Origin of the sequence: Pseudomonas sichuanensis (assembly GCF_003231305.1) — a bacterium.
In the GTDB taxonomy this organism is placed as follows: domain Bacteria; phylum Pseudomonadota; class Gammaproteobacteria; order Pseudomonadales; family Pseudomonadaceae; genus Aquipseudomonas; species Aquipseudomonas sichuanensis.
In genome coordinates, this window is the sequence record NZ_QKVM01000006.1 from 70,979 (window position 1) to 90,579 (window position 19,601).

General features: G+C 61.0%; 15 protein-coding genes. All 15 read left to right on the forward strand.

Annotated features, from left to right (window positions below):
- Positions 1–104: 104 nt before the first annotated feature.
- The 15 genes from mtnA (at position 105) to DM373_RS05040 (ending at position 19,562) form a co-directional block, all read left to right on the forward strand.
- Positions 105–1,181, forward strand: a complete 1,077-nt coding sequence (gene mtnA, locus DM373_RS04970; RefSeq protein WP_110992518.1) for an S-methyl-5-thioribose-1-phosphate isomerase — start codon at positions 105–107, stop codon at positions 1,179–1,181.
- Positions 1,182–1,451: 270 nt separating this feature from the next.
- Positions 1,452–4,223, forward strand: coding sequence for a DNA gyrase subunit A (gyrA, locus tag DM373_RS04975; RefSeq protein WP_110992519.1), 2,772 nt, complete (start codon positions 1,452–1,454; stop codon positions 4,221–4,223).
- 231 nt (positions 4,224–4,454) lie between these two features.
- Positions 4,455–5,540 (forward strand): 3-phosphoserine/phosphohydroxythreonine transaminase, encoded by a 1,086-nt coding sequence (serC, locus tag DM373_RS04980; RefSeq protein ID WP_110992520.1) that lies wholly within the window; start codon positions 4,455–4,457, stop codon positions 5,538–5,540.
- A complete protein-coding gene (gene pheA, locus DM373_RS04985) occupies positions 5,540–6,634 on the forward strand; it encodes a prephenate dehydratase (RefSeq protein ID WP_110992521.1) in 1,095 nt (364 codons plus the stop codon). Before serC ends, pheA begins: the two co-directional genes overlap by 1 nt.
- A 132-nt stretch (positions 6,635–6,766) precedes the next feature.
- Complete coding sequence (locus tag DM373_RS04990; protein WP_110992522.1) at positions 6,767–9,007, forward strand: bifunctional prephenate dehydrogenase/3-phosphoshikimate 1-carboxyvinyltransferase; 2,241 nt, start codon at positions 6,767–6,769, stop codon at positions 9,005–9,007.
- Positions 9,004–9,690, forward strand: a complete 687-nt coding sequence (cmk, locus tag DM373_RS04995) for a (d)CMP kinase (protein WP_110992523.1) — start codon at positions 9,004–9,006, stop codon at positions 9,688–9,690. The genes DM373_RS04990 and cmk overlap by 4 nt, the downstream gene beginning before the upstream one ends.
- A gap of 123 nt (positions 9,691–9,813) precedes the next feature.
- The gene (rpsA, locus tag DM373_RS05000; RefSeq protein ID WP_110992524.1) at positions 9,814–11,490 is read left to right on the forward strand and encodes a 30S ribosomal protein S1; all 1,677 of its coding nucleotides are present in this window, start codon (positions 9,814–9,816) and stop codon (positions 11,488–11,490) included.
- 222 nt (positions 11,491–11,712) lie between these two features.
- Positions 11,713–12,009 carry an integration host factor subunit beta gene (ihfB, locus tag DM373_RS05005; protein WP_110992525.1) on the forward strand — a complete coding sequence of 99 codons (297 nt, stop codon included), beginning with the start codon at positions 11,713–11,715 and terminating at the stop codon, positions 12,007–12,009.
- A gap of 17 nt (positions 12,010–12,026) precedes the next feature.
- A complete protein-coding gene (locus DM373_RS05010; RefSeq protein ID WP_110992526.1) occupies positions 12,027–12,290 on the forward strand; it encodes a lipopolysaccharide assembly protein LapA domain-containing protein in 264 nt (87 codons plus the stop codon).
- A gap of 101 nt (positions 12,291–12,391) precedes the next feature.
- Positions 12,392–13,825 (forward strand): MBL fold metallo-hydrolase RNA specificity domain-containing protein, encoded by a 1,434-nt coding sequence (locus tag DM373_RS05015; protein WP_110992527.1) that lies wholly within the window; start codon positions 12,392–12,394, stop codon positions 13,823–13,825.
- 441 nt (positions 13,826–14,266) lie between these two features.
- Positions 14,267–15,580 (forward strand): UDP-N-acetyl-D-glucosamine 6-dehydrogenase, encoded by a 1,314-nt coding sequence (gene wbpA, locus DM373_RS05020; protein ID WP_110992528.1) that lies wholly within the window; start codon positions 14,267–14,269, stop codon positions 15,578–15,580.
- 68 nt (positions 15,581–15,648) lie between these two features.
- Positions 15,649–16,599, forward strand: a complete 951-nt coding sequence (locus tag DM373_RS05025) for a Gfo/Idh/MocA family protein (protein ID WP_110992529.1) — start codon at positions 15,649–15,651, stop codon at positions 16,597–16,599.
- 2 nt (positions 16,600–16,601) lie between these two features.
- Positions 16,602–17,189, forward strand: a complete 588-nt coding sequence (gene wbpD / locus DM373_RS05030) for a UDP-2-acetamido-3-amino-2,3-dideoxy-D-glucuronate N-acetyltransferase (RefSeq protein ID WP_110992530.1) — start codon at positions 16,602–16,604, stop codon at positions 17,187–17,189.
- Positions 17,182–18,261, forward strand: coding sequence for a DegT/DnrJ/EryC1/StrS family aminotransferase (locus tag DM373_RS05035; RefSeq protein ID WP_110992531.1), 1,080 nt, complete (start codon positions 17,182–17,184; stop codon positions 18,259–18,261). Before wbpD ends, DM373_RS05035 begins: the two co-directional genes overlap by 8 nt.
- Before the next feature lie 2 nt (positions 18,262–18,263).
- Positions 18,264–19,562 (forward strand): lipopolysaccharide biosynthesis protein, encoded by a 1,299-nt coding sequence (locus DM373_RS05040; RefSeq protein ID WP_157966808.1) that lies wholly within the window; start codon positions 18,264–18,266, stop codon positions 19,560–19,562.
- Positions 19,563–19,601: the final 39 nt, after the last annotated feature.

Here is a 19,601-nt window from a genome sequence, read left to right on the forward strand (position 1 = left end):
ATATACCTGGGTCGGTTCGGCGAAACGCGCAGTATACCCGAGCGTCCGGGGCTGAGGGTCGCTATAATCGCCGGCTTTTGATGCCAGGGCGACGGGGAGAGGCGATGCGCGAGCAACTTTTGGCGGCGGAGACGGTGACGGGCATCCAGTGGCGCGACGGCGCGTTGCACCTGCTCGACCAGCGCCTGCTGCCGCTCGAGCAGCATTGGCTGACCTGCACCGACGTTGCGGCGGTGGTCGAGGCGATCGGCGACATGGCCGTGCGCGGTGCTTCGGCGATCGGCATCTGCGCCGCCTACGGGCTGGTGCTGGCGTTGCGTCAGCGGCTGGCCGAAGGCGACGGCTGGGAAGAGGCCCTGGAAGAAGACTTCATGATGCTGGGCGAGGCGCGCCCCACGCCGGCCAACCTGTTCTGGGCGCTCAACCGAATGCGCGAACGCCTGCAGCGCCTTCGCCCTGAAGAGGACGTGCTGGCGGCGTTGGAGGCCGAGGCGGTCGCTATTCATGAAAGCGATCGGGAAGCCAACCTGACCATGGCCCAGTTCGGTGTCGAGCAGATCCGCAAGCACCAGGGCAGCGAGCAGGTGCTGCTGACCCATGGCAATGCCGGGGCGCTGGCCAGCGGTGGTTTCGGTACCGCGCTGGGGGTGATCCGGGCCGCGGCGCTGGAAGGCATGGTCGAGCGGGTTTACGCCTGTGAGTCGCGCCCGTGGTTGCAGGGCTCGCGCCTGACGGCCTGGGAGCTGGCCGCCGATGGCGTGCCGGTGACCGTGGTCGCCGATTCTGCCGCCGGGCACCTGATGAAGGTCAAGGGCATTACTTGGGTGGTGGTCGGTGCCGACTGTATCGCCGCCAATGGCGACGTGGCGGCGAAGATCGGCACCTATCAGATGGCAGTCACGGCCATGCACCATGGCTTGCGCTTCATGGTGGTGGCGCCGAGCACCAGCATCGACCTGAACCTGGCCACGGGTGAAGACATCCCGCTGGAAGTGCGCGGTGAAGAAGAACTGCTGGAGGTGGAAGGCATCCAGGTGACGGCCGATGTCGAGGCCTACAACCCGGTGGTGGATGTCACGCCGGCCGACCTGATCGATGTGATCGTTACCGAAAGAGGCGTCGTCGAGCGCCCGGATACCGCGAAAATCGCCCAGCTGATGTGTCGCAAACGCCTGCATTGAGGGGTTTTCAGCGGCTTCGCCCTGTCCAAACGGATGGGGCTTTTGCAGGGTACGGCGGCATCCTGCCATATCTCCCATGCGCCCAGCCTTTGTGGTAACATCCGGCAGTTTCCAAGGCCGCTCGTTGAGGCGGTCTTCATTGCGCAGATCCATGGCACAACTCATTGATTTGTCGTATGTCGTCGCACCCCTATGCGCTGCGGCGGCGAGCTTCGTTCGTCCTTCGAGGGATCAGGCGAAGTTTCACCAGAAAAAGGAATCAGGCTTCTCATGGGCGAACTGGCCAAAGAAATCCTCCCGGTCAATATCGAAGACGAACTGAGACAGTCTTACCTCGACTACGCGATGAGCGTGATTGTCGGGCGAGCGCTGCCCGATGCGCGTGACGGCTTGAAGCCCGTGCATCGTCGCGTTCTGTATGCGATGAGCGAACTGGGCAACGACTGGAACAAGCCGTACAAGAAATCCGCCCGTGTGGTCGGTGACGTGATCGGTAAGTACCACCCCCACGGCGATACGGCCGTGTACGACACCATCGTGCGTATGGCGCAGCCGTTCTCGCTGCGCTACCTGCTGGTCGATGGCCAGGGCAACTTCGGTTCGGTGGACGGCGACAACGCCGCGGCCATGCGATACACCGAAGTGCGCATGTCCAAGCTGGCCCACGAGCTGCTGGCCGACCTGCACAAAGAGACCGTCGACTGGGTGCCCAACTACGACGGCACCGAGCAGATCCCGGCGGTCATGCCGACCCGTATCCCCAACTTGCTGGTCAACGGCTCCAGCGGTATCGCCGTGGGCATGGCCACCAACATTCCGCCGCACAACCTGGGCGAAGTGATCGATGGCTGCCTGGCCCTGATCGACAACTCCGATATCACGGTCGATGAGCTGATGCAGTTCATCCCGGGGCCGGACTTCCCGACGGCCGGCCAGATCAACGGTCGCCAGGGCATCATCGAGGCCTATCGCACCGGCCGTGGCCGCATTTATATGCGCGCCCGCTCCGAGATCGAAGACATCGACAAGGTCGGTGGTCGCCAGCAGATCGTCATCACCGAGCTCCCTTACCAGCTGAACAAGGCGCGTCTGATCGAAAAGATCGCCGAGCTGGTGAAAGAGAAGAAGATCGAAGGCATCACCGAGCTGCGCGACGAGTCCGACAAGGACGGCATGCGCATCGTCATCGAGCTGCGCCGCGGCGAGGTGCCGGAAGTGGTGCTCAACAACCTCTACCAGCAGACCCAGCTGCAGAGCGTGTTCGGCATCAACATCGTTGCCCTGATCGACGGTCGCCCGCGCCTGCTCAACCTCAAGGACCTGCTCGAAGCGTTCGTCCGTCACCGCCGCGAAGTGGTGACCCGCCGTACCGTGTTCGAGCTGCGCAAGGCCCGCGAGCGTGGCCACATCCTTGAAGGCCAGGCCGTCGCGCTGTCCAACATCGACCCGGTCATCGCCCTGATCAAGGCTTCGCCGACGCCTTCCGAGGCCAAGGAAGCGCTGGTTGCCATGGCCTGGGAATCCAGCGCCGTGCAGGTGATGGTCGAACGCGCCGGTGCCGAGTCGTGCCGCCCGGAAGACCTGCCGGAGCAATACGGCCTGCGCGAAGGCAAGTACTACCTGTCGCCGGAACAGGCCCAGGCCATTCTCGACCTGCGCCTGCACCGCCTGACGGGCCTGGAGCACGAGAAACTGCTGGCCGAGTACCAGGAGATTCTCGAGCAGATCGGCGAGCTGATCCGCATCCTCAGCAGCGCCGAGCGCCTGATGGAAGTGATCCGCGAAGAGCTCGAAGCGATTCGCGCCGAATACGGCGATGCCCGCCGCACCGAGATCCTCAATGCCAGCCACGACCTCAACTACGGCGACATGATCCCGGAAGAAGAGCGCGTGGTGACCATCTCCCACGGTGGTTATGCCAAGACCCAGCCGCTGTCCGCGTACCAGGCCCAGCGCCGTGGTGGCAAGGGCAAGTCGGCTACCGGCGTCAAGGACGAGGACTACGTCGAACACCTGCTGGTCGCCAACAGCCATGCCACCCTGTTGCTGTTCTCCAGCAAGGGCAAGGTGTACTGGAAGAAAACCTACGAAATCCCAGAGGCTTCCCGCGCCGCTCGCGGTCGTCCGCTGGTCAACCTGCTGCCGCTGGAAGAAGGTGAGCGCATCACCGCCATGCTGCAAATCGACCTGGAGGCGCTGCAGCAGCACGCAGACCCTGAGGAAGAGCTGGAGGACAGCGACGACAGCGTGATCGAAGGCGAACTGGTGGAAGTCGAGGAGATCGACGAGGAAGACGGCGACACGCCAGAGTGGGTTGCCGAAGCGACAGGCGCCTACATCTTCATGGCCACCGCCTCCGGTACCGTCAAGAAGACCCCGCTGGTGCAGTTCGCCCGTCCGCGTTCCAATGGCCTGATCGCCCTGAAGCTCAAAGAGGGTGACACCCTGATCGCCGCGGCCATCACCGACGGCGCCAAGGAAGTCATGATGTTCTCCGACGCCGGCAAGGTGATCCGTTTCGCCGAAAGCGTCGTGCGTGAAATGGGCCGTACCGCCCGTGGCGTGCGTGGCATGAAGCTGGGCAAAGGGCAGCAGATCATTTCGATGCTGATCCCGGAGTCCGGCGCGCAGATCCTCACCGCCTCCGAGCGTGGCTTCGGCAAGCGTACCCCGCTGTCCAAGTTCCCGCGGCGCGGCCGTGGTGGTCAGGGCGTGATCGCCATGGGTACCAAGGGGCGCAACGGCCTGCTGGTCGGCGCTATCCAGGTGCAGGAAGGCGAAGAGATCATGCTGATCTCCGACCAGGGCACGCTGGTGCGCACGCGGGTTGGCGAGGTGTCCAGCCTGAGCCGTAACACCCAGGGTGTGACGCTGATCAAGCTGGCTGCCGACGAGACGCTGGTGGGCCTGGAGCGTATCCAGGAGCCGTCCGAGGACGAACTCGATGATGTAATCGAGGCGGGCGAGGAGGGCGCACCGCTCGACGCGGTGGATGCCGCCGACGAGGACAGCGCCGGCGCTGAAGAGGCGCCGCAAGAGTAAGCAAGTGCAACAACCCGAACGGGGCGACCAAGGTCGCCCCGTTTGACTGATTACAGCAGGCAACGTCCTGAAGGGCGGTGCAATGCCCAGTGGGGGCGGGTTTACCCGCGAAGGCGCCGTCGCGGTGCAAGCCCCGGCCATGCCGGGGTTCGCGGGTGAGCCCGCTCCTGCAGCGTTCCGTGCAGTACCGAAGATTGCAGATTTGTACTATTTGGCAGAGCGAGAGTGGATGTGAGCAAACGAGCCTTTAACTTCTGCGCAGGCCCTGCCGCGCTTCCTGATGCCGTCCTGCAGCGTGCCCAGGCAGAAATGCTGGACTGGCGCGGCAAGGGTTTGTCGGTGATGGAAATGAGCCATCGCAGCGACGACTACGTGGCCATCGCCGAGAAGGCCGAGCAGGACCTGCGTGACCTGCTGTCCGTCCCCTCCAACTACAAGGTGCTGTTCCTGCAGGGTGGCGCCAGCCAACAGTTCGCCGAGATCCCGCTGAACCTGCTGCCGGAAAACGGCACTGCGGACTATGTCGAGACCGGTATCTGGTCGAAAAAGGCCATCGAGGAAGCGCGTCGTTTCGGTAACGTCAATGTCGCCGCCAGCGCCAAGCCTTACGACTACCTGGCCATCCCGGGCCAGAACGAGTGGCAGCTGAGCAAGAACGCCGCCTACCTGCACTACGCCTCCAACGAGACTATCGGTGGCCTGCAGTTCGACTGGGTGCCCGAGGCCGGTGACGTGCCGCTGGTGGTCGACATGTCCTCCGACATCCTCTCGCGCCCGATCGATGTGTCGCAGTTCGGCCTGATCTATGCCGGCGCGCAGAAGAACATCGGCCCGAGCGGCCTGGTGGTGGTGATCGTGCGTGAAGACCTGTTGGGGCGTGCCCGCAGCAGTTGCCCGACCATGCTCGACTACAAGGTCTCGGCCGACAACGGCTCGATGTACAACACCCCGGCCACCTACTCCTGGTACCTCTCGGGCCTGGTGTTCGAGTGGCTCAAGGAGCAGGGTGGCGTCGAAGCCATGGAGCAGCGCAACCGGGCGAAGAAGGACCGTCTTTACGGTTTCATCGACGCCAGCGAGTTCTACACCAACCCGATCAGCGCCAATGCCCGTTCGTGGATGAACGTGCCGTTCCGCTTGGCCGACGAGCGTCTGGACAAGGCCTTCCTGGCCGGCGCCGACGCCCGTGGCTTGCTGAACCTCAAGGGCCACCGCTCGGTTGGCGGCATGCGCGCCTCGATCTACAACGCCCTGGGCCTGGAAGCGGTCGAGGCGCTGGTGGGTTACATGGCTGAATTCGAGAAGGAGCACGGCTGATGTCCGAACAGGAACTCAAGGCCCTGCGCGTACGCATCGACAGCCTCGACGAGAAGATCCTCGAGCTGATCAGCGACCGCGCGCGTTGCGCCGAAGAAGTGGCGCGGGTCAAGACCGCCTCGCTGGCCGAAGGCGAGAAGCCGGTGTTCTATCGCCCCGAGCGCGAAGCTGCCGTGCTCAAGCGCGTGATGGAGCGCAACAAGGGCCCGCTGGGCAACGAAGAGATGGCGCGGTTGTTCCGCGAGATCATGTCGTCGTGCCTGGCGCTTGAAGAGCCGTTGAAGATTGCCTACCTCGGCCCCGAGGGGACCTTCACCCAGGCCGCGGCCATGAAGCACTTCGGCCATGCCGTGATCAGTCGCCCGATGGCGGCCATCGACGAAGTGTTCCGCGAAGTGGCGGCCGGTGCCGTCAACTTCGGCGTGGTGCCAGTGGAGAACTCCACCGAGGGTGCGGTCAGCCATACCCTGGACAGCTTCCTCGAGCACGACATGGTGATCTGCGGTGAGGTCGAGCTGCGCATCCACCATCACCTGCTGGTGGGCGAGAACACCAAGACCGACAGCATCACCCGCATCTACTCCCACGCCCAGTCGCTGGCCCAGTGCCGCAAGTGGCTGGACGCGCATTACCCGAATGTCGAGCGCGTGGCGGTTTCGAGCAACGCCGAGGCGGCCAAGCGGGTCAAGGGTGAGTGGAACTCGGCAGCGATCGCCGGCGACATGGCGGCGAACCTGTATGGTCTGACCCGCCTGGCCGAGAAAATCGAGGACCGCCCGGACAACTCCACGCGCTTCCTTATGATCGGTAACCAGGAAGTGCCGCCGACCGGCGACGACAAGACGTCGATCATCGTTTCCATGAGCAACAAGCCGGGCGCGCTGCACGAGCTGCTGGTGCCCTTCCATGAGAACGGCATCGATCTGACGCGCATCGAGACCCGCCCGTCGCGCAGTGGCAAGTGGACCTACGTGTTCTTCATCGACTTCGTCGGCCATCACCGCGATCCGCTGATCAAGGCGGTGCTCGAGCAGATCAGCCAGGAGGCTGTGGCGCTGAAGGTGTTGGGCTCTTATCCGAAGGCGGTGCTCTGAGGGTTGCTTGAGCGCCCATCGCGGGGCAAGTCGCATCGGCGCACCGCCGCTCCCACGTTTCAGGAGTGGGAGCGGGCTTGCCCCGCGATGGGCCTCACAGACTGTCTTGATTTCTGAACAGGGTTCGCACTCGTGGTAGATGCCGTAACAAATAAATCCACCCCGCTTATCGGTCGCCTGGTCGTCGTCGGCCTCGGCCTGATCGGTGGCTCTTTCGCCAAAGGCCTGCGCGAAAGCGGCCTGTGCCGTGAAGTGGTCGGCGTCGATCTGGATGCCGAATCGCGCAAGCAGGCAGTGGTGCTGGGTGTGGTCGATCGCTGTGAGGCGGACCTGGCTGCGGCCTGTGTCGGTGCCGACGTGATCCAGCTGGCCGTGCCGATCCTGGCCATGGAGAAGGTTCTGGCGCGCTTGGCGCAGCTCGACCTTGGCGATGCGGTCATCACCGATGTCGGCAGCGCCAAGGGCAATGTGGTGCGCGCCGCTCGTGAGGCCTTTGCCGCAGGCCTGTCGCGCTTTGTCCCGGGGCACCCGATTGCCGGTTCCGAGCAGAGCGGGGTGGAGGCTTCCAATGCCGCGCTGTTCCGCCGGCACAAGGTCATCCTCACGCCACTGGCTGAAACCGATCCTGCTGCCCTGGCCCTGGTTGATCGGCTGTGGCGCGCGCTGGACGCCGATGTCGAGCACATGCCGGTGGAGCGCCACGACGAAGTGCTGGCTGCCACCAGTCACCTGCCGCACCTGCTGGCATTCGGCCTGGTCGACTCGCTGGCCAAGCGCAATGAAAACCTGGACATCTTCCGGTACGCTGCGGGGGGCTTCCGCGATTTCACGAGAATCGCCGGCAGCGACCCGATCATGTGGCACGACATCTTCCTCGCCAACCGGGAAGCGGTGCTGCGTACCCTCGATACATTTCGCAGCGATCTCGACGCCTTGCGCGACGCGGTCGATGCTGGAGACGGGCACCAACTGCTGGGTGTGTTCACCCGCGCCCGGGTTGCCCGCGAGCATTTCAGTAAAATCCTTGCCCGCCGGGCCTATGTGGACGCTATGAACGCCAACGACCTGATTTTCCTGGCCCAACCTGGTGGCCGCGTATCCGGACGGATTCGCGTACCGGGCGACAAATCGATTTCCCACCGTTCGATCATGCTCGGCTCCCTGGCCGAAGGCACCACCGAAGTCGAAGGCTTCCTCGAAGGTGAAGATGCGCTTGCCACCCTGCAGGCGTTCCGTGACATGGGTGTGGTCATCGAGGGCCCGCAACACGGCCGCGTGACCATTCACGGTGTCGGGCTGCACGGCCTGAAGCCGCCGCCTGGCCCGCTCTATGTCGGTAACTCCGGCACCTCGATGCGCCTGCTCTCGGGCCTGCTGGCCGGCCAGCCGTTCGATGTGACCATGACCGGCGACGCCTCGCTGTCCAAGCGCCCGATGAACCGCGTGGCAAACCCGCTGCGCGAAATGGGCGCCGTGGTCGAGACCGGCCCGGAAGGGCGTCCGCCGCTGACCATCCGTGGCGGCGCCAAGCTCAAAGCCCTGACCTACACGCTGCCGATGGCCAGTGCCCAGGTTAAGTCCTGCCTGTTGCTGGCGGGCCTGTACGCCGAAGGCACCACCACCGTCACCGAGCCGGCCCCGACCCGTGACCACACCGAACGCATGTTGCGTGGCTTCGGCTACTCGGTTGCGTCGAATGGCCCGGTCGCCTCGCTGCAGTCCGGCGGCAAGCTCACCGCGACCCGTATCGAAGTGCCGGCGGACATCTCTTCCGCAGCGTTCTTCCTGGTGGCCGCTTCGATCGCCGAAGGTTCCGAGCTGGTCCTGGAGCATGTCGGCATCAACCCAACCCGTACCGGCGTGATCGACATCCTGCGCCTGATGGGCGGCGACATCACCCTGGAGAACCAGCGTGAAGTCGGCGGCGAGCCGGTGGCCGACCTGCGTGTGCGTGGCGCCAGGCTCAAAGGTATCGACATCCCTGAAGAACTGGTGCCGCTGGCCATCGACGAGTTCCCGGTGCTGTTCGTCGCTGCCGCCTGCGCCGAAGGGCGTACCGTGCTGCGCGGTGCCGAAGAGCTGCGGGTCAAGGAGTCGGATCGCATCCAGGTGATGGCCGACGGCCTGATCACGCTGGGCGTGAAGTGCGAGCCTACCCCTGACGGCATCATCATCGATGGCGGCCAGATCGGCGGCGGTGAAGTGCACGGTCACGGTGACCACCGTATCGCCATGGCTTTCAGCGTCGCATCGCTGCGTGCCACTGCACCGATCGTCATCCATGACTGCGCCAACGTCGCCACGTCGTTCCCCAACTTCCTGGCACTGTGCAAGGAAGTCGGTATTCGCGTCGCAGAAGAGGGCAAGTCGTGAATTCGCAAGCGCCGGTCATCACCATCGACGGGCCAAGCGGCTCGGGCAAGGGTACGGTCGCAGGGCTGCTGGCCCGTGAGCTGGGCTGGCGTCTGCTCGACTCCGGCGCGTTGTATCGCCTGCTGGCGTTCAATGCCAGCAACCATGGCGTCGACCTGACCAACGAAGAGCTGCTCAAAGCTCTGGCGGCTCATCTGGACGTGCAGTTCATCGCCGCCGAGCCTGGCAAGCTGCAGCAGATCATTCTCGAGGGTGAGGATGTCAGCAACGTCATTCGCACCGAAACCGTCGGTGCTGGCGCCTCGATGGTCGCCTCGCTGCCGGCCGTGCGTGAGGCGCTGCTGCAGCGCCAGCGGGCTTTTCGCGAAGCGCCCGGGCTGATCGCCGATGGCCGTGACATGGGTACGGTGGTGTTCCCGGACGCGCCGTTGAAGGTGTTCCTCACCGCCAGTGCCGAGGAACGTGCCCGTCGCCGTTACCTGCAGTTGAAGGGCAAGGGCGAAGATGTTAGTCTGTCGAGTCTGCTAGATGAGATCCGTGCGCGTGATGAGCGCGACACCCAGCGCGCAGTGGCCCCGCTCAAGCCGGCGGCCGATGCGATCCAGCTGGATTCCACGGAGTTGTCCATCGAGCAGGTGCTGCAACGCATCAGAAGCGAGCTCGCCCTGCGCGACTTGGTCTGATGGAGAGGAGAGCGGGCAGGGGCACCAGTCAACGTCCTGTCAGCACTTCTTAACTTAACGAAACCCACATTGTCTGGAATGTGGCTATGGGCGTCTTTTTCGCCCGAATCTACAGGAATTAAAATGAGCGAAAGCTTTGCAGAACTCTTTGAAGAAAGCCTGAAAACCCTCAATCTTCAGCCGGGTGCCATCATCACCGGTATCGTTGTCGACATCGACGGCGACTGGGTTACCGTACACGCTGGCCTGAAGTCCGAGGGTGTCATCCCGCTCGAGCAGTTCTACAACGAAGCTGGCGAACTGACCATCAAGGTCGGTGACGAAGTTCACGTTGCGCTGGACGCGGTCGAAGACGGCTTCGGCGAAACCAAGCTGTCCCGTGAAAAAGCCAAGCGCGCCGAGTGCTGGATTGTTCTGGAAGCTGCTTTCGCTGCTGAAGAAGTGGTCAAGGGCGTTATCAACGGTAAGGTTAAAGGCGGCTTCACTGTCGACGTTAACGGCATCCGTGCGTTCCTGCCGGGCTCCCTGGTTGATGTCCGCCCAGTGCGCGACACCACCCACCTCGAAGGCAAAGAGCTGGAATTCAAGGTCATCAAGCTGGACCAGAAGCGCAACAACGTTGTCGTTTCCCGTCGCAGCGTCCTGGAAGCCGAAAACAGCGCCGAGCGCGAAGCTCTGCTGGAATCGCTGCAGGAAGGCCAGCAGGTCAAAGGTATCGTCAAGAACCTCACCGACTACGGTGCGTTCGTTGACCTGGGCGGCGTCGATGGTCTGCTGCACATCACCGACATGGCCTGGAAGCGTATCAAGCACCCGTCCGAGATCGTCAACGTTGGTGACGAGATCGACGTCAAGGTCCTGAAGTACGATCGCGAGCGCAACCGCGTTTCGCTGGGTCTGAAGCAACTGGGTGAAGACCCATGGGTTGCTATCAAAGCCCGTTACCCAGAGAGCACTCGCGTCACCGCTCGCGTTACCAACCTGACCGACTACGGCTGCTTCGCTGAGCTGGAAGAAGGCGTTGAAGGTCTGGTACACGTTTCCGAAATGGACTGGACCAACAAGAACATCCACCCGTCGAAAGTCGTTCAGGTTGGCGACGAAGTGGAAGTCATGGTTCTGGACATCGACGAAGAGCGTCGTCGTATCTCCCTGGGCATCAAGCAGTGCAAGTCCAACCCATGGGAAGACTTCTCCGGCCAGTTCAACAAGGGTGACAAGATCACCGGTACCATCAAGTCGATCACCGACTTCGGTATCTTCATCGGCCTGGACGGCGGCATCGACGGTCTGGTTCACCTGTCCGACATCTCCTGGAACGAAGCTGGCGAAGAAGCCGTGCGTCGCTTCAAGAAGGGCGACGAGCTGGAAACCGTCATCCTGTCGGTTGACCCAGAGCGCGAGCGCATCTCCCTGGGCATCAAGCAGCTGGAAGACGATCCGTTCTCCAACTTCGTTTCGATCAACGACAAGGGCGCTATCGTCAAAGGTATCGTCAAGGAAGTTGACGCCAAGGGCGCTATCGTGACCCTGGCCGACGACATCGAAGCTACTCTGAAGGCTTCCGAAATCAGCCGTGACCGCGTTGAAGACGCTCGTAACGTGCTGAAGGAAGGCGAAGAGATCGAAGCCAAGATCATCAGCGTCGACCGCAAGTCCCGCGTCATCAGCCTGTCCATCAAATCGAAGGACGACGCTGAAGAGCGCGAAGCCATCCAGAGCCTGAAAAACGCTCCGGAAGCGGCTGCCGATACCACCATGGCTGCGCTGCTGCGCGAAGCAATGGCCAAGCAGAACTGAGTTCTGTTTGATCGGTAAGAAAAAGGGCGACTTCGGTCGCCCTTTTTCATGCCTGCAATTCAGCTGCACCCGCCCTGGGTTATCGGTAATCGCCGTTCAGTCGGTTTGTAGCCTTATCTTGAATTTTTTCTTTTAGTCAAGAACTACCCTGTTCAAATGTGCCGGGGCGTGCTACAAACTGATTAAGCAATGATCTAGCTGCTTGATAACGAAGGGAAAAATATGACGAAGTCGGAGCTGATCGAACGTATTGTCACCCATCAGGGGCTGCTCTCGTCCAAGGACGTCGAGTTGGCCATCAAGACCATGCTTGAGCAGATGTCGCAGTGCCTGGCGACCGGGGATCGCATCGAGATTCGCGGCTTTGGCAGCTTCTCTTTGCACTACCGCGCTCCGCGGGTAGGCCGCAATCCCAAGACCGGCCAGTCGGTCAGCCTCGAAGGCAAATTCGTGCCGCACTTCAAACCGGGCAAAGAGCTGCGGGATCGCGTCAATGAAGACGAGCACGAACCTATCTGAATGCAAGGAACCCTCTGATGCGTAACCTTAAGCGCGCCTTGGTGGTGCTGTTCGTGCTGCTGCTGGCGGCGGTGGTCGTGTTCTTCGTGCTGGAGAACCAGCAGTCGGTGGCCCTGGTGTTATTCGGCTGGTCGGCGCCGGCGATGCCGGTTGCGGTGCTGGTGCTGGCTGCCCTGGTGCTCGGGCTGGCGGTGGGGCCGCTGCTCGGGGCTTACGGTCTGATGCGCGGCAAGCGAAAGATCCGTGCATCTGTACGAAGGGAAATGCTTTCCGATAGCTGAGACTTATCTCACAGCAGGCGTCGTGTTCGTGTTCTTTATGGCGTGTTGAAGGAGTGGATTAATGGGGCACTTCTTCCAAGGCTGCCGAAGGACTCAGCAGAATGCCCTTTCCCTCGATCTCCCATCATGGCGGTACCCGCGGGGTAACCGGCTCCTGTCATCGGCTTCATCTCGATCCTGTCACCAGCCTGCTGATTGATTGTGGGCTGGAGCAAGGGTTGGAGGTCGCACCTGGGGTGCGTGCCGCCACGCTCGGCTTCGATGTCTCCGGCATCCAGGCCTTGATCGTTACCCACGTTCATCTTGATCACGTCGGTCGCATACCCGCCCTTTTTGCGGCAGGCTTTCGTGGCCCCATCTATTGCAGTGAGCCGTCGGCGAGATTGTTACCGATCGTCCTGGAGGACGCGTACAGGCTTGGGGTCAGCAATGAGCCTGGGCAGGTGGCTCGGTACGTGGCATTTCTGCAGCAGCATATTGTCCCGGTGCCGTTCGAGCGCTGGCAGGTGGTCATCGAGCGTCCGGCTCTGTGTTGCAGTATCCGGCTTCAGCGGGCGGGGCATCTGCTTGGCTCGGCGTATATCGAATGCGAGGTGGAGCTGGATGGCAGCAGTACTCGAGTCGTCTTCTCGGGTGATCTGGGGGCCTGCGGCAATCCATTGTTGCGCCCGTTGCTGCCGCCCGAGCGCGCCGATGTACTGGTGCTGGAAAGTACCTATGGCGATCGCCTGCATCCGGACCGCAGTGGGCGGCGTCAGCAGCTGGAAGCGGCTATTGACCGTGCCTTGATTGATCAAGGTACGATCCTGATCCCTGCTTTCAGTCTTGGCAGGACTCAGGAGTTGCTCTATGAGCTGGAGGATTTACTCCATCATAAGAATCTGTTGAACAAGCCGGCCGGCGAGGTCGCTGGTGACTTCCCTGACTGGGCCCATCTGCCTGTGATTCTCGACTCTCCGCAGGCTCAGCGGGTTACCCGTGTGTACAGAGAATTGCATCAATTCTGGCGTTCCGAGGCCAGGGAGCGCTTGGTTCAGGGGCGTGATCCACTGGGGTTTCGCCAGCTCGTTACGGTCGACACCCATGCCCGGCATCAACAGGTCGTCAACTACCTCAAAAGCACCGGCCGCCCGGCCATCGTGATCGCGGGCAATGGCATGTGCTCGGGTGGGCGGATTGTCGGTTATCTCAAGGCCATGTTGGCTGATCCGCGACATGAGGTGATGTTCGTGGGGTATCAGGCCAAGGGCACGCCGGGAGCCGTGATTCAGGCAAGCGAGGGGGCTGGAGGGTTTGTCCAGATCGATCTGGATGGGCGGATGTATGAGATTCGGGCCAAGGTGATGACGCTGGGTGGTTACTCGGGGCATGCAGACCAGGCGGGGTTGGTGCGCTTTGCCATGGGGCAGAAAGAGCCCTGCCGCAGGGTGGTGCTGGTGCATGGTGAGAAGGCTGCAAAGCAGGCGCTTGCGCAGGTCATGAGACGCAAGTACCAGCAGTTGGGTCATGAGCTGGATATCACTATTGCTGAATAGCGCAGACTTGGGTTCCGGTTGCCGGAAGTGTTGCAGTACCTTGCTCTGGCTAGCGCTGATGTATTGGCTGTTGATCTTGCGAAGGGAGTGAGTCTTGGGTTGGAGTTGCCCTTCCATGTCGAGCTTTATACTTAGGGTGCTACTTAATTCTGTTAGTGTTTCCATTTGTGGGGTACGGGTGATTTGAGAATTAGGTATCCGCGTCGAGAGCGTTGTTGTTACTGAATCTCATTCGTTTTTGATGCTTGCTGACTTCGCCGAGTGGCGGTGCCGCTTGCCTCCAGGGCTCTGCTGCTGGTCGGTCCATTCCTCGGGTAGGGGTGGCCAGGGCTATGCTACCGGGCTTCGATCCTTTATTATCCGCGGGTTAACAGGAACTGTGTCCGGGCTGATGCCTGGGCCTGAGCAGCAAAAGTACAAGCTGTATTATCGGAGCCATGCATGTTTGATCAGACCCAAACCAGTATTAACAGATTCAAAAGCAAGGAAGCCATCATCGGTATTGTGGGTCTGGGGTATGTTGGCCTTCCGTTGATGTTGCGTTATAACGCCATCGGTTTTCGTGTATTGGGTATCGATATCGATACCGTTAAAGTTGATATGCTCAATGCCGGCCAAAGTTATATTGAACATATTTCTCAAAGCAGTGTTGCCCATGCGCGCACCACCGGTTTTGAGGCAACTGCCGATTTTCGCCGCGTCAGTGAGTGCGATGCACTGATCCTCTGTGTACCGACCCCGCTGAACAAATATCGCGAGCCGGACATGAGCTTCGTGATCGATACCACCAATGCGATCAAGCCCTACCTGCGTGCCGGGCAAGTGGTATCCCTGGAGAGCACGACCTACCCAGGGACGACCGAAGAAGAGTTGCTGCCGCGGGTACAAGAGGGCGGTCTGAAAGTGGGCGAGGACATCTTCCTGGTCTACTCCCCTGAGCGCGAAGATCCGGGCAACCCCAACTTCGAGACCCGCACCATTCCCAAGGTCATCGGCGGGCATACTCCGAACTGCTTGAGCGTGGGCGTTGCCCTGTACGAGCAGGCTATCGACCAGGTCGTGCAGGTCAGTTCGACCAAGGCGGCTGAGCTCACCAAGCTGCTGGAGAACATTCACCGCGCCGTCAACATTGGCCTGGTCAATGAAATGAAGATCGTCGCCGACCGCATGGGTATCGATATCTTCGAGGTGGTCGATGCCGCCGCCACCAAACCGTTCGGCTTCACTGCCTATTACCCTGGCCCGGGCCTGGGTGGCCACTGCATCCCGATCGACCCGTTCTACCTGACCTGGAAGGCCCGTGAATATGGCCTGCACACCCGCTTCATCGAGCTGTCGGGTGAAATCAACCAGGCCATGCCGGAATACGTGGTCGGCAAGCTGGTGAGCGGCCTCAACGACCAGGGCAAGGCGCTCAAGGGCAGCCGCGTGCTGGTACTGGGCATCGCCTACAAGAAGAACGTCGACGATATGCGCGAGTCGCCCTCGGTCGAAATCATGGAGCTGCTGGAAGAGCGCGGCGCCGTGGTGGCCTACAGCGACCCGCATGTACCGACCTTCCCGGAAATGCGCGAGCACCACTTCGACCTTTCCAGCGAGCCGCTGACGGCCGAGAACCTGGCATCGTTCGATGCGGTGGTGCTGGCAACCGATCACGACAAGTTCGACTATGCCCTGATCGAGTCCAAGTCCCGCTTGCTCATCGACAGCCGTGGCAAGTACCGCACCCCGGCGGCCAATATCATCAAGGCCTAATCTGATTGGCGTCACCGACGACTGCTCGGTGGCGCCGCTCTGCATCAACCGTCTTCTCGAGATCTGCCATGAAACGTTTTGCCCTTATTGGCGCTGCCGGCTATATCGCCCCGCGCCACATGCGCGCCATCAAAGATACCGGTAACGAACTGATCAGTGCCTACGACATCAACGATTCGGTCGGCATCATCGACAGCCTCTCGCCGCAAAGCGAGTTCTTCACCGAGTTCGAGCGCTTCTACGACCACGCCTGGCGCTTGAAGCGCGATCCGGCGCAGGCACTGGACTATGTCTCGGTCTGCTCGCCCAACTACCTGCACCACCCGCACATCAACGCCGGCCTGCGTCTGGGTTGCGATGTGATCTGCGAAAAACCCCTGGTGCCCAGCGCCGCAATGCTCGATGAGCTGGCCCTGACCGAGCGCGAAACCGGCAGTCGCTTGTGGAATATCCTGCAGCTGCGCCATCACAGCGCCATCATCGACCTCAAGCAAAAGGTCCAGGGTAACCCGCAAGCGCACAAGCATGATGTCGAGCTCACCTATATCACCAGCCGCGGCAAATGGTACATGGAGAGCTGGAAAGGTGACCCTCGCAAGTCGTTTGGGGTGGCCACCAACATTGGTGTGCACTTCTACGACATGTTGCATTTCATCTTCGGCAAGCTGCAGCGCAACGTCGTGCACTTCGTCAATGAGTCCAAGGCAGCTGGCTATCTGGAATACGAGAACGCGCGCGTGCGCTGGTTCCTCTCCATTGATGCCAACGACCTGCCAGACTCGGTCAAGGGCAAGAAGCCGACTTACCGTTCCATCACCTGCGATGGCGCGGAAATCGAGTTCTCCGAGGGCTTCACCGACCTGCATACCGTGAGCTACCAGGCCATTCTCGATGGCAAGGGCTATGGCATCGAAGATGCCCGTCACTGCGTCGAAACGGTCGAGACCATTCGCAGCCTGGCGCCGGTCACTGCCCAGAATGACGAAGGCCACCCGTTCCTCGCACGACTGTTGGGTTGATCATGAGTTACTTCCAGCACCCCAGTGCCATCGTCGATGACGGTGCGCAGGTCGGCGACGGCTCGCGTATCTGGCACTTCGTTCACGTCTGTGGCGGCGCCCGCATCGGTGCGGGCGTTTCGCTCGGGCAGAACGTGTTCGTCGGCAACAAGGTCGTGATCGGTGACAACTGCAAGGTCCAGAACAACGTGTCGGTCTACGATAACGTCACTTTGGAAGAGGGCGTGTTCTGCGGCCCAAGCATGGTCTTCACCAATGTCTACAATCCTCGTTCGCTGGTCGAGCGCAAGGATCAGTACCGCGATACGCGGGTGAAGAAGGGCGCCACCCTGGGTGCGAACTGCACCATCGTCTGTGGTGTCACCATCGGCGAGTTCGCCTTCGTGGGAGCTGGCGCGGTGATCAACAAGAATGTGCCGGCCTACGCTCTGATGGTCGGCGTACCTGCTCGCCAGATCGGCTGGATGAGCGAATTCGGCGAGCAGCTGGAACTGCCCCTGGTGGGCGAGGGCAGCGCGCTGTGTATTCACACGGGCGCCCGCTATGTTCTGCAAGCCGGCATCTTGAGCAAGGAAGCGTGCAATGATTGAGTTCATCGACCTGAAAACCCAGCAAGCGCTGCTTCGCGACAAGATCGATGCAGGCATCGCGCGCGTGCTGGAACACGGCCAGTACATCCTCGGCCCTGAAGTGGCCGAGCTGGAAGAAAAGCTCGCCGCATTCGTTGGGGCGAAATACTGCATCAGCGTTGCCAATGGCACCGATGCCTTGCAGATTGCACAAATGGCCTTGGGCATCGGGCCTGGCGACGAGGTCATCACGCCGGGCTTCACCTACATCGCCACGGCCGAAACCGTAGCGCTGCTGGGTGCCAAGCCGGTGTACGTGGACGTCGATCCGCGCACCTACAACCTCGATCCGCAGCTGCTCGAGGCTGCGATTACCCCGCGCACCAAAGCGATCATCCCGGTTTCGCTGTATGGTCAGTGCGCTGATTTCGATGCCATCAATGCAATCGCCGCCAAGCATGGGATCGCGGTTATCGAAGATGCGGCGCAGAGCTTTGGTGCGACCTACAATGGCAAGCGGTCCTGTAACCTGACCACTATCTCCTGCACCAGCTTCTTCCCGAGTAAGCCTTTGGGTTGCTATGGCGACGGTGGTGCCATCTTCACCAATGATGACGAACTGGCGAAGGTGATGCGGCAGGTTGCTCGCCATGGGCAAGATCGCCGCTACCATCACATCCGCGTTGGGGTGAATAGCCGATTGGATACGTTGCAGGCCGCTATCCTGTTACCCAAGTTGGAGATCTTCGAGCGAGAGCTTGAGCAGCGCCAGCAGGTGGCTCAACAGTATCAGCAGTTGCTTGAAGCGGCCGGGATCGCTGCGCCTTTCGTGGCGCCGGGAAATACCAGCGCCTGGGCGCAATACACTGTTCAGGTCAATGCGCGTGATGCGGTCCAGGAAATCTTGAAGGCTGCCGGCATTCCAACTGCCGTGCACTACCCGATTCCCCTGAACAAACAACCGGCTGTGGCTGATCCTCAGGCACACCTGCCGGTTGGTGATGCGATTGCCCAGCGCGTCATGAGTTTGCCTATGCATCCCTATATGGCTATTGCTGATCAGGAAAAAATCGTGGCAACTCTGGCACGATGATCATGCGCGCCCTTCGCGGGATGTTCAGCCGGTTTCTGCCCCAAAGCAATTTCGCCAAAAGCGTGATGACGCTGATGACAGGGACCGGCCTAGCGCAATTGTTGCCGATTGCGTTGTCACCGATTCTGACGCGGCTTTTCACGCCGCAGGAATTCGGCGTGTTCGCCTTGTATGGCTCGATTTGCGCAATTCTGGCGGTACTTGTCACGGGCAAGTACGAGCTGGCCATTGTCGTTCCCAGGCATGATAGCGAGGCCATCAATCTTGTCGCGGTGACCATTGTTTCGAGTATGGCGGTTAGCCTGATCCTGCTGGGTGTGGTTCTGGCCTGGGATGGGCCTATCGTCAAGTTGCTCGGGCACCCCGAAGTTCAGTCTTGGCTCTATCTGGTTCCCTTTGCCACCTTGATTCTCGGTTGCTATTACGCCCTGAACTTCTGGGCCAATCGTCGCTCGCGCTATAAGAGCATGGCGATCAGCCGGGTTGTGCAGAGCGGCGCCAGCAGTGCCATGCAATTGGCGGCAGGGGTGTCCAGGATTGGGCTTTTGGGTTTGATCCTGGGGCAACTGCTCGGGCAGTTGTTATCGACCCTTTACCTCGCCAAATCGCTGCCGCGTGATGAGCGCAACCTGTTTCGGCGAATCAGCATAAAGCGCATGAAGTGTGTTGCGCGCAGGCATATTGGGTACCCCAAATTCATGGTGCCAGGCCAGGCAATGAGTGTAGGGGCTACCGAGATGCCGTTGCTGTTGCTCACCGTATTTTTCGGTGCAGGCGTTGCTGGTTTCTATTCGTTAGCGCAACGGGTCATGGCGGCCCCATTGAGCCTGGTTGCCAACGCTATTGGGGATGTTTATCGCCAGCGAGCGGCGGGTCACTATGCCAGCAAGGGTGAGTGCCTGGACATCTTCCTTGGCTCCTTCAAGCGCCTGGTGCTGTTTGCCTTCCTACCCATGCTGCCGGTGCTGCTGTTCGGCCCCTGGTTGTTCGCATTTGTATTTGGTGATGCCTGGCGCGCAGCGGGTGAAATTGCATCGCTGCTGTCTGTTCTGGTGTTTTTCCAGACGCTGTCTTCGCCATTGAGCAGTACCGTATTACTGCCGGGTTGGTTGCACTTGGATTCAATCTGGCAGTTCGCGCGGTTATGTGCGGCAGGCTTGGTTTTTTATCTCTGCGATCACTTGGGCGTGGATTACCAGGTAGCAATCATTGCCCATGTGTCCGCTTTTTCCTGCCTGTACCTGATTCATTCTTATTTTCAGTACCGTGCGGCCCGAGGCGGGGCTATCGCACGGCGCTAATACGAAGGCGACTGACCTGACTTCTGTCAGCACCGTTCG

Bases quoted from the DNA above. Each gene is read 5' to 3' on its own strand.
- ihfB (WP_110992525.1), top strand. From the start codon at position 11,713: ATGACGAAGTCGGAGCTGATCGAACGTATTGTCACCCATCAGGGGCTG.
- DM373_RS05015 (WP_110992527.1), top strand. From the start codon at position 12,392: ATGCCCTTTCCCTCGATCTCCCATCATGGCGGTACCCGCGGGGTAACC.
- wbpA (WP_110992528.1), top strand. From the start codon at position 14,267: ATGTTTGATCAGACCCAAACCAGTATTAACAGATTCAAAAGCAAGGAA.
- wbpD (WP_110992530.1), top strand. From the start codon at position 16,602: ATGAGTTACTTCCAGCACCCCAGTGCCATCGTCGATGACGGTGCGCAG.
- mtnA (WP_110992518.1), top strand. From the start codon at position 105: ATGCGCGAGCAACTTTTGGCGGCGGAGACGGTGACGGGCATCCAGTGG.
- DM373_RS05025 (WP_110992529.1), top strand. From the start codon at position 15,649: ATGAAACGTTTTGCCCTTATTGGCGCTGCCGGCTATATCGCCCCGCGC.
- DM373_RS05010 (WP_110992526.1), top strand. From the start codon at position 12,027: ATGCGTAACCTTAAGCGCGCCTTGGTGGTGCTGTTCGTGCTGCTGCTG.
- pheA (WP_110992521.1), top strand. From the start codon at position 5,540: ATGTCCGAACAGGAACTCAAGGCCCTGCGCGTACGCATCGACAGCCTC.
- gyrA (WP_110992519.1), top strand. From the start codon at position 1,452: ATGGGCGAACTGGCCAAAGAAATCCTCCCGGTCAATATCGAAGACGAA.
- DM373_RS05040 (WP_157966808.1), top strand. From the start codon at position 18,264: ATGCGCGCCCTTCGCGGGATGTTCAGCCGGTTTCTGCCCCAAAGCAAT.
- DM373_RS05035 (WP_110992531.1), top strand. From the start codon at position 17,182: ATGATTGAGTTCATCGACCTGAAAACCCAGCAAGCGCTGCTTCGCGAC.
- rpsA (WP_110992524.1), top strand. From the start codon at position 9,814: ATGAGCGAAAGCTTTGCAGAACTCTTTGAAGAAAGCCTGAAAACCCTC.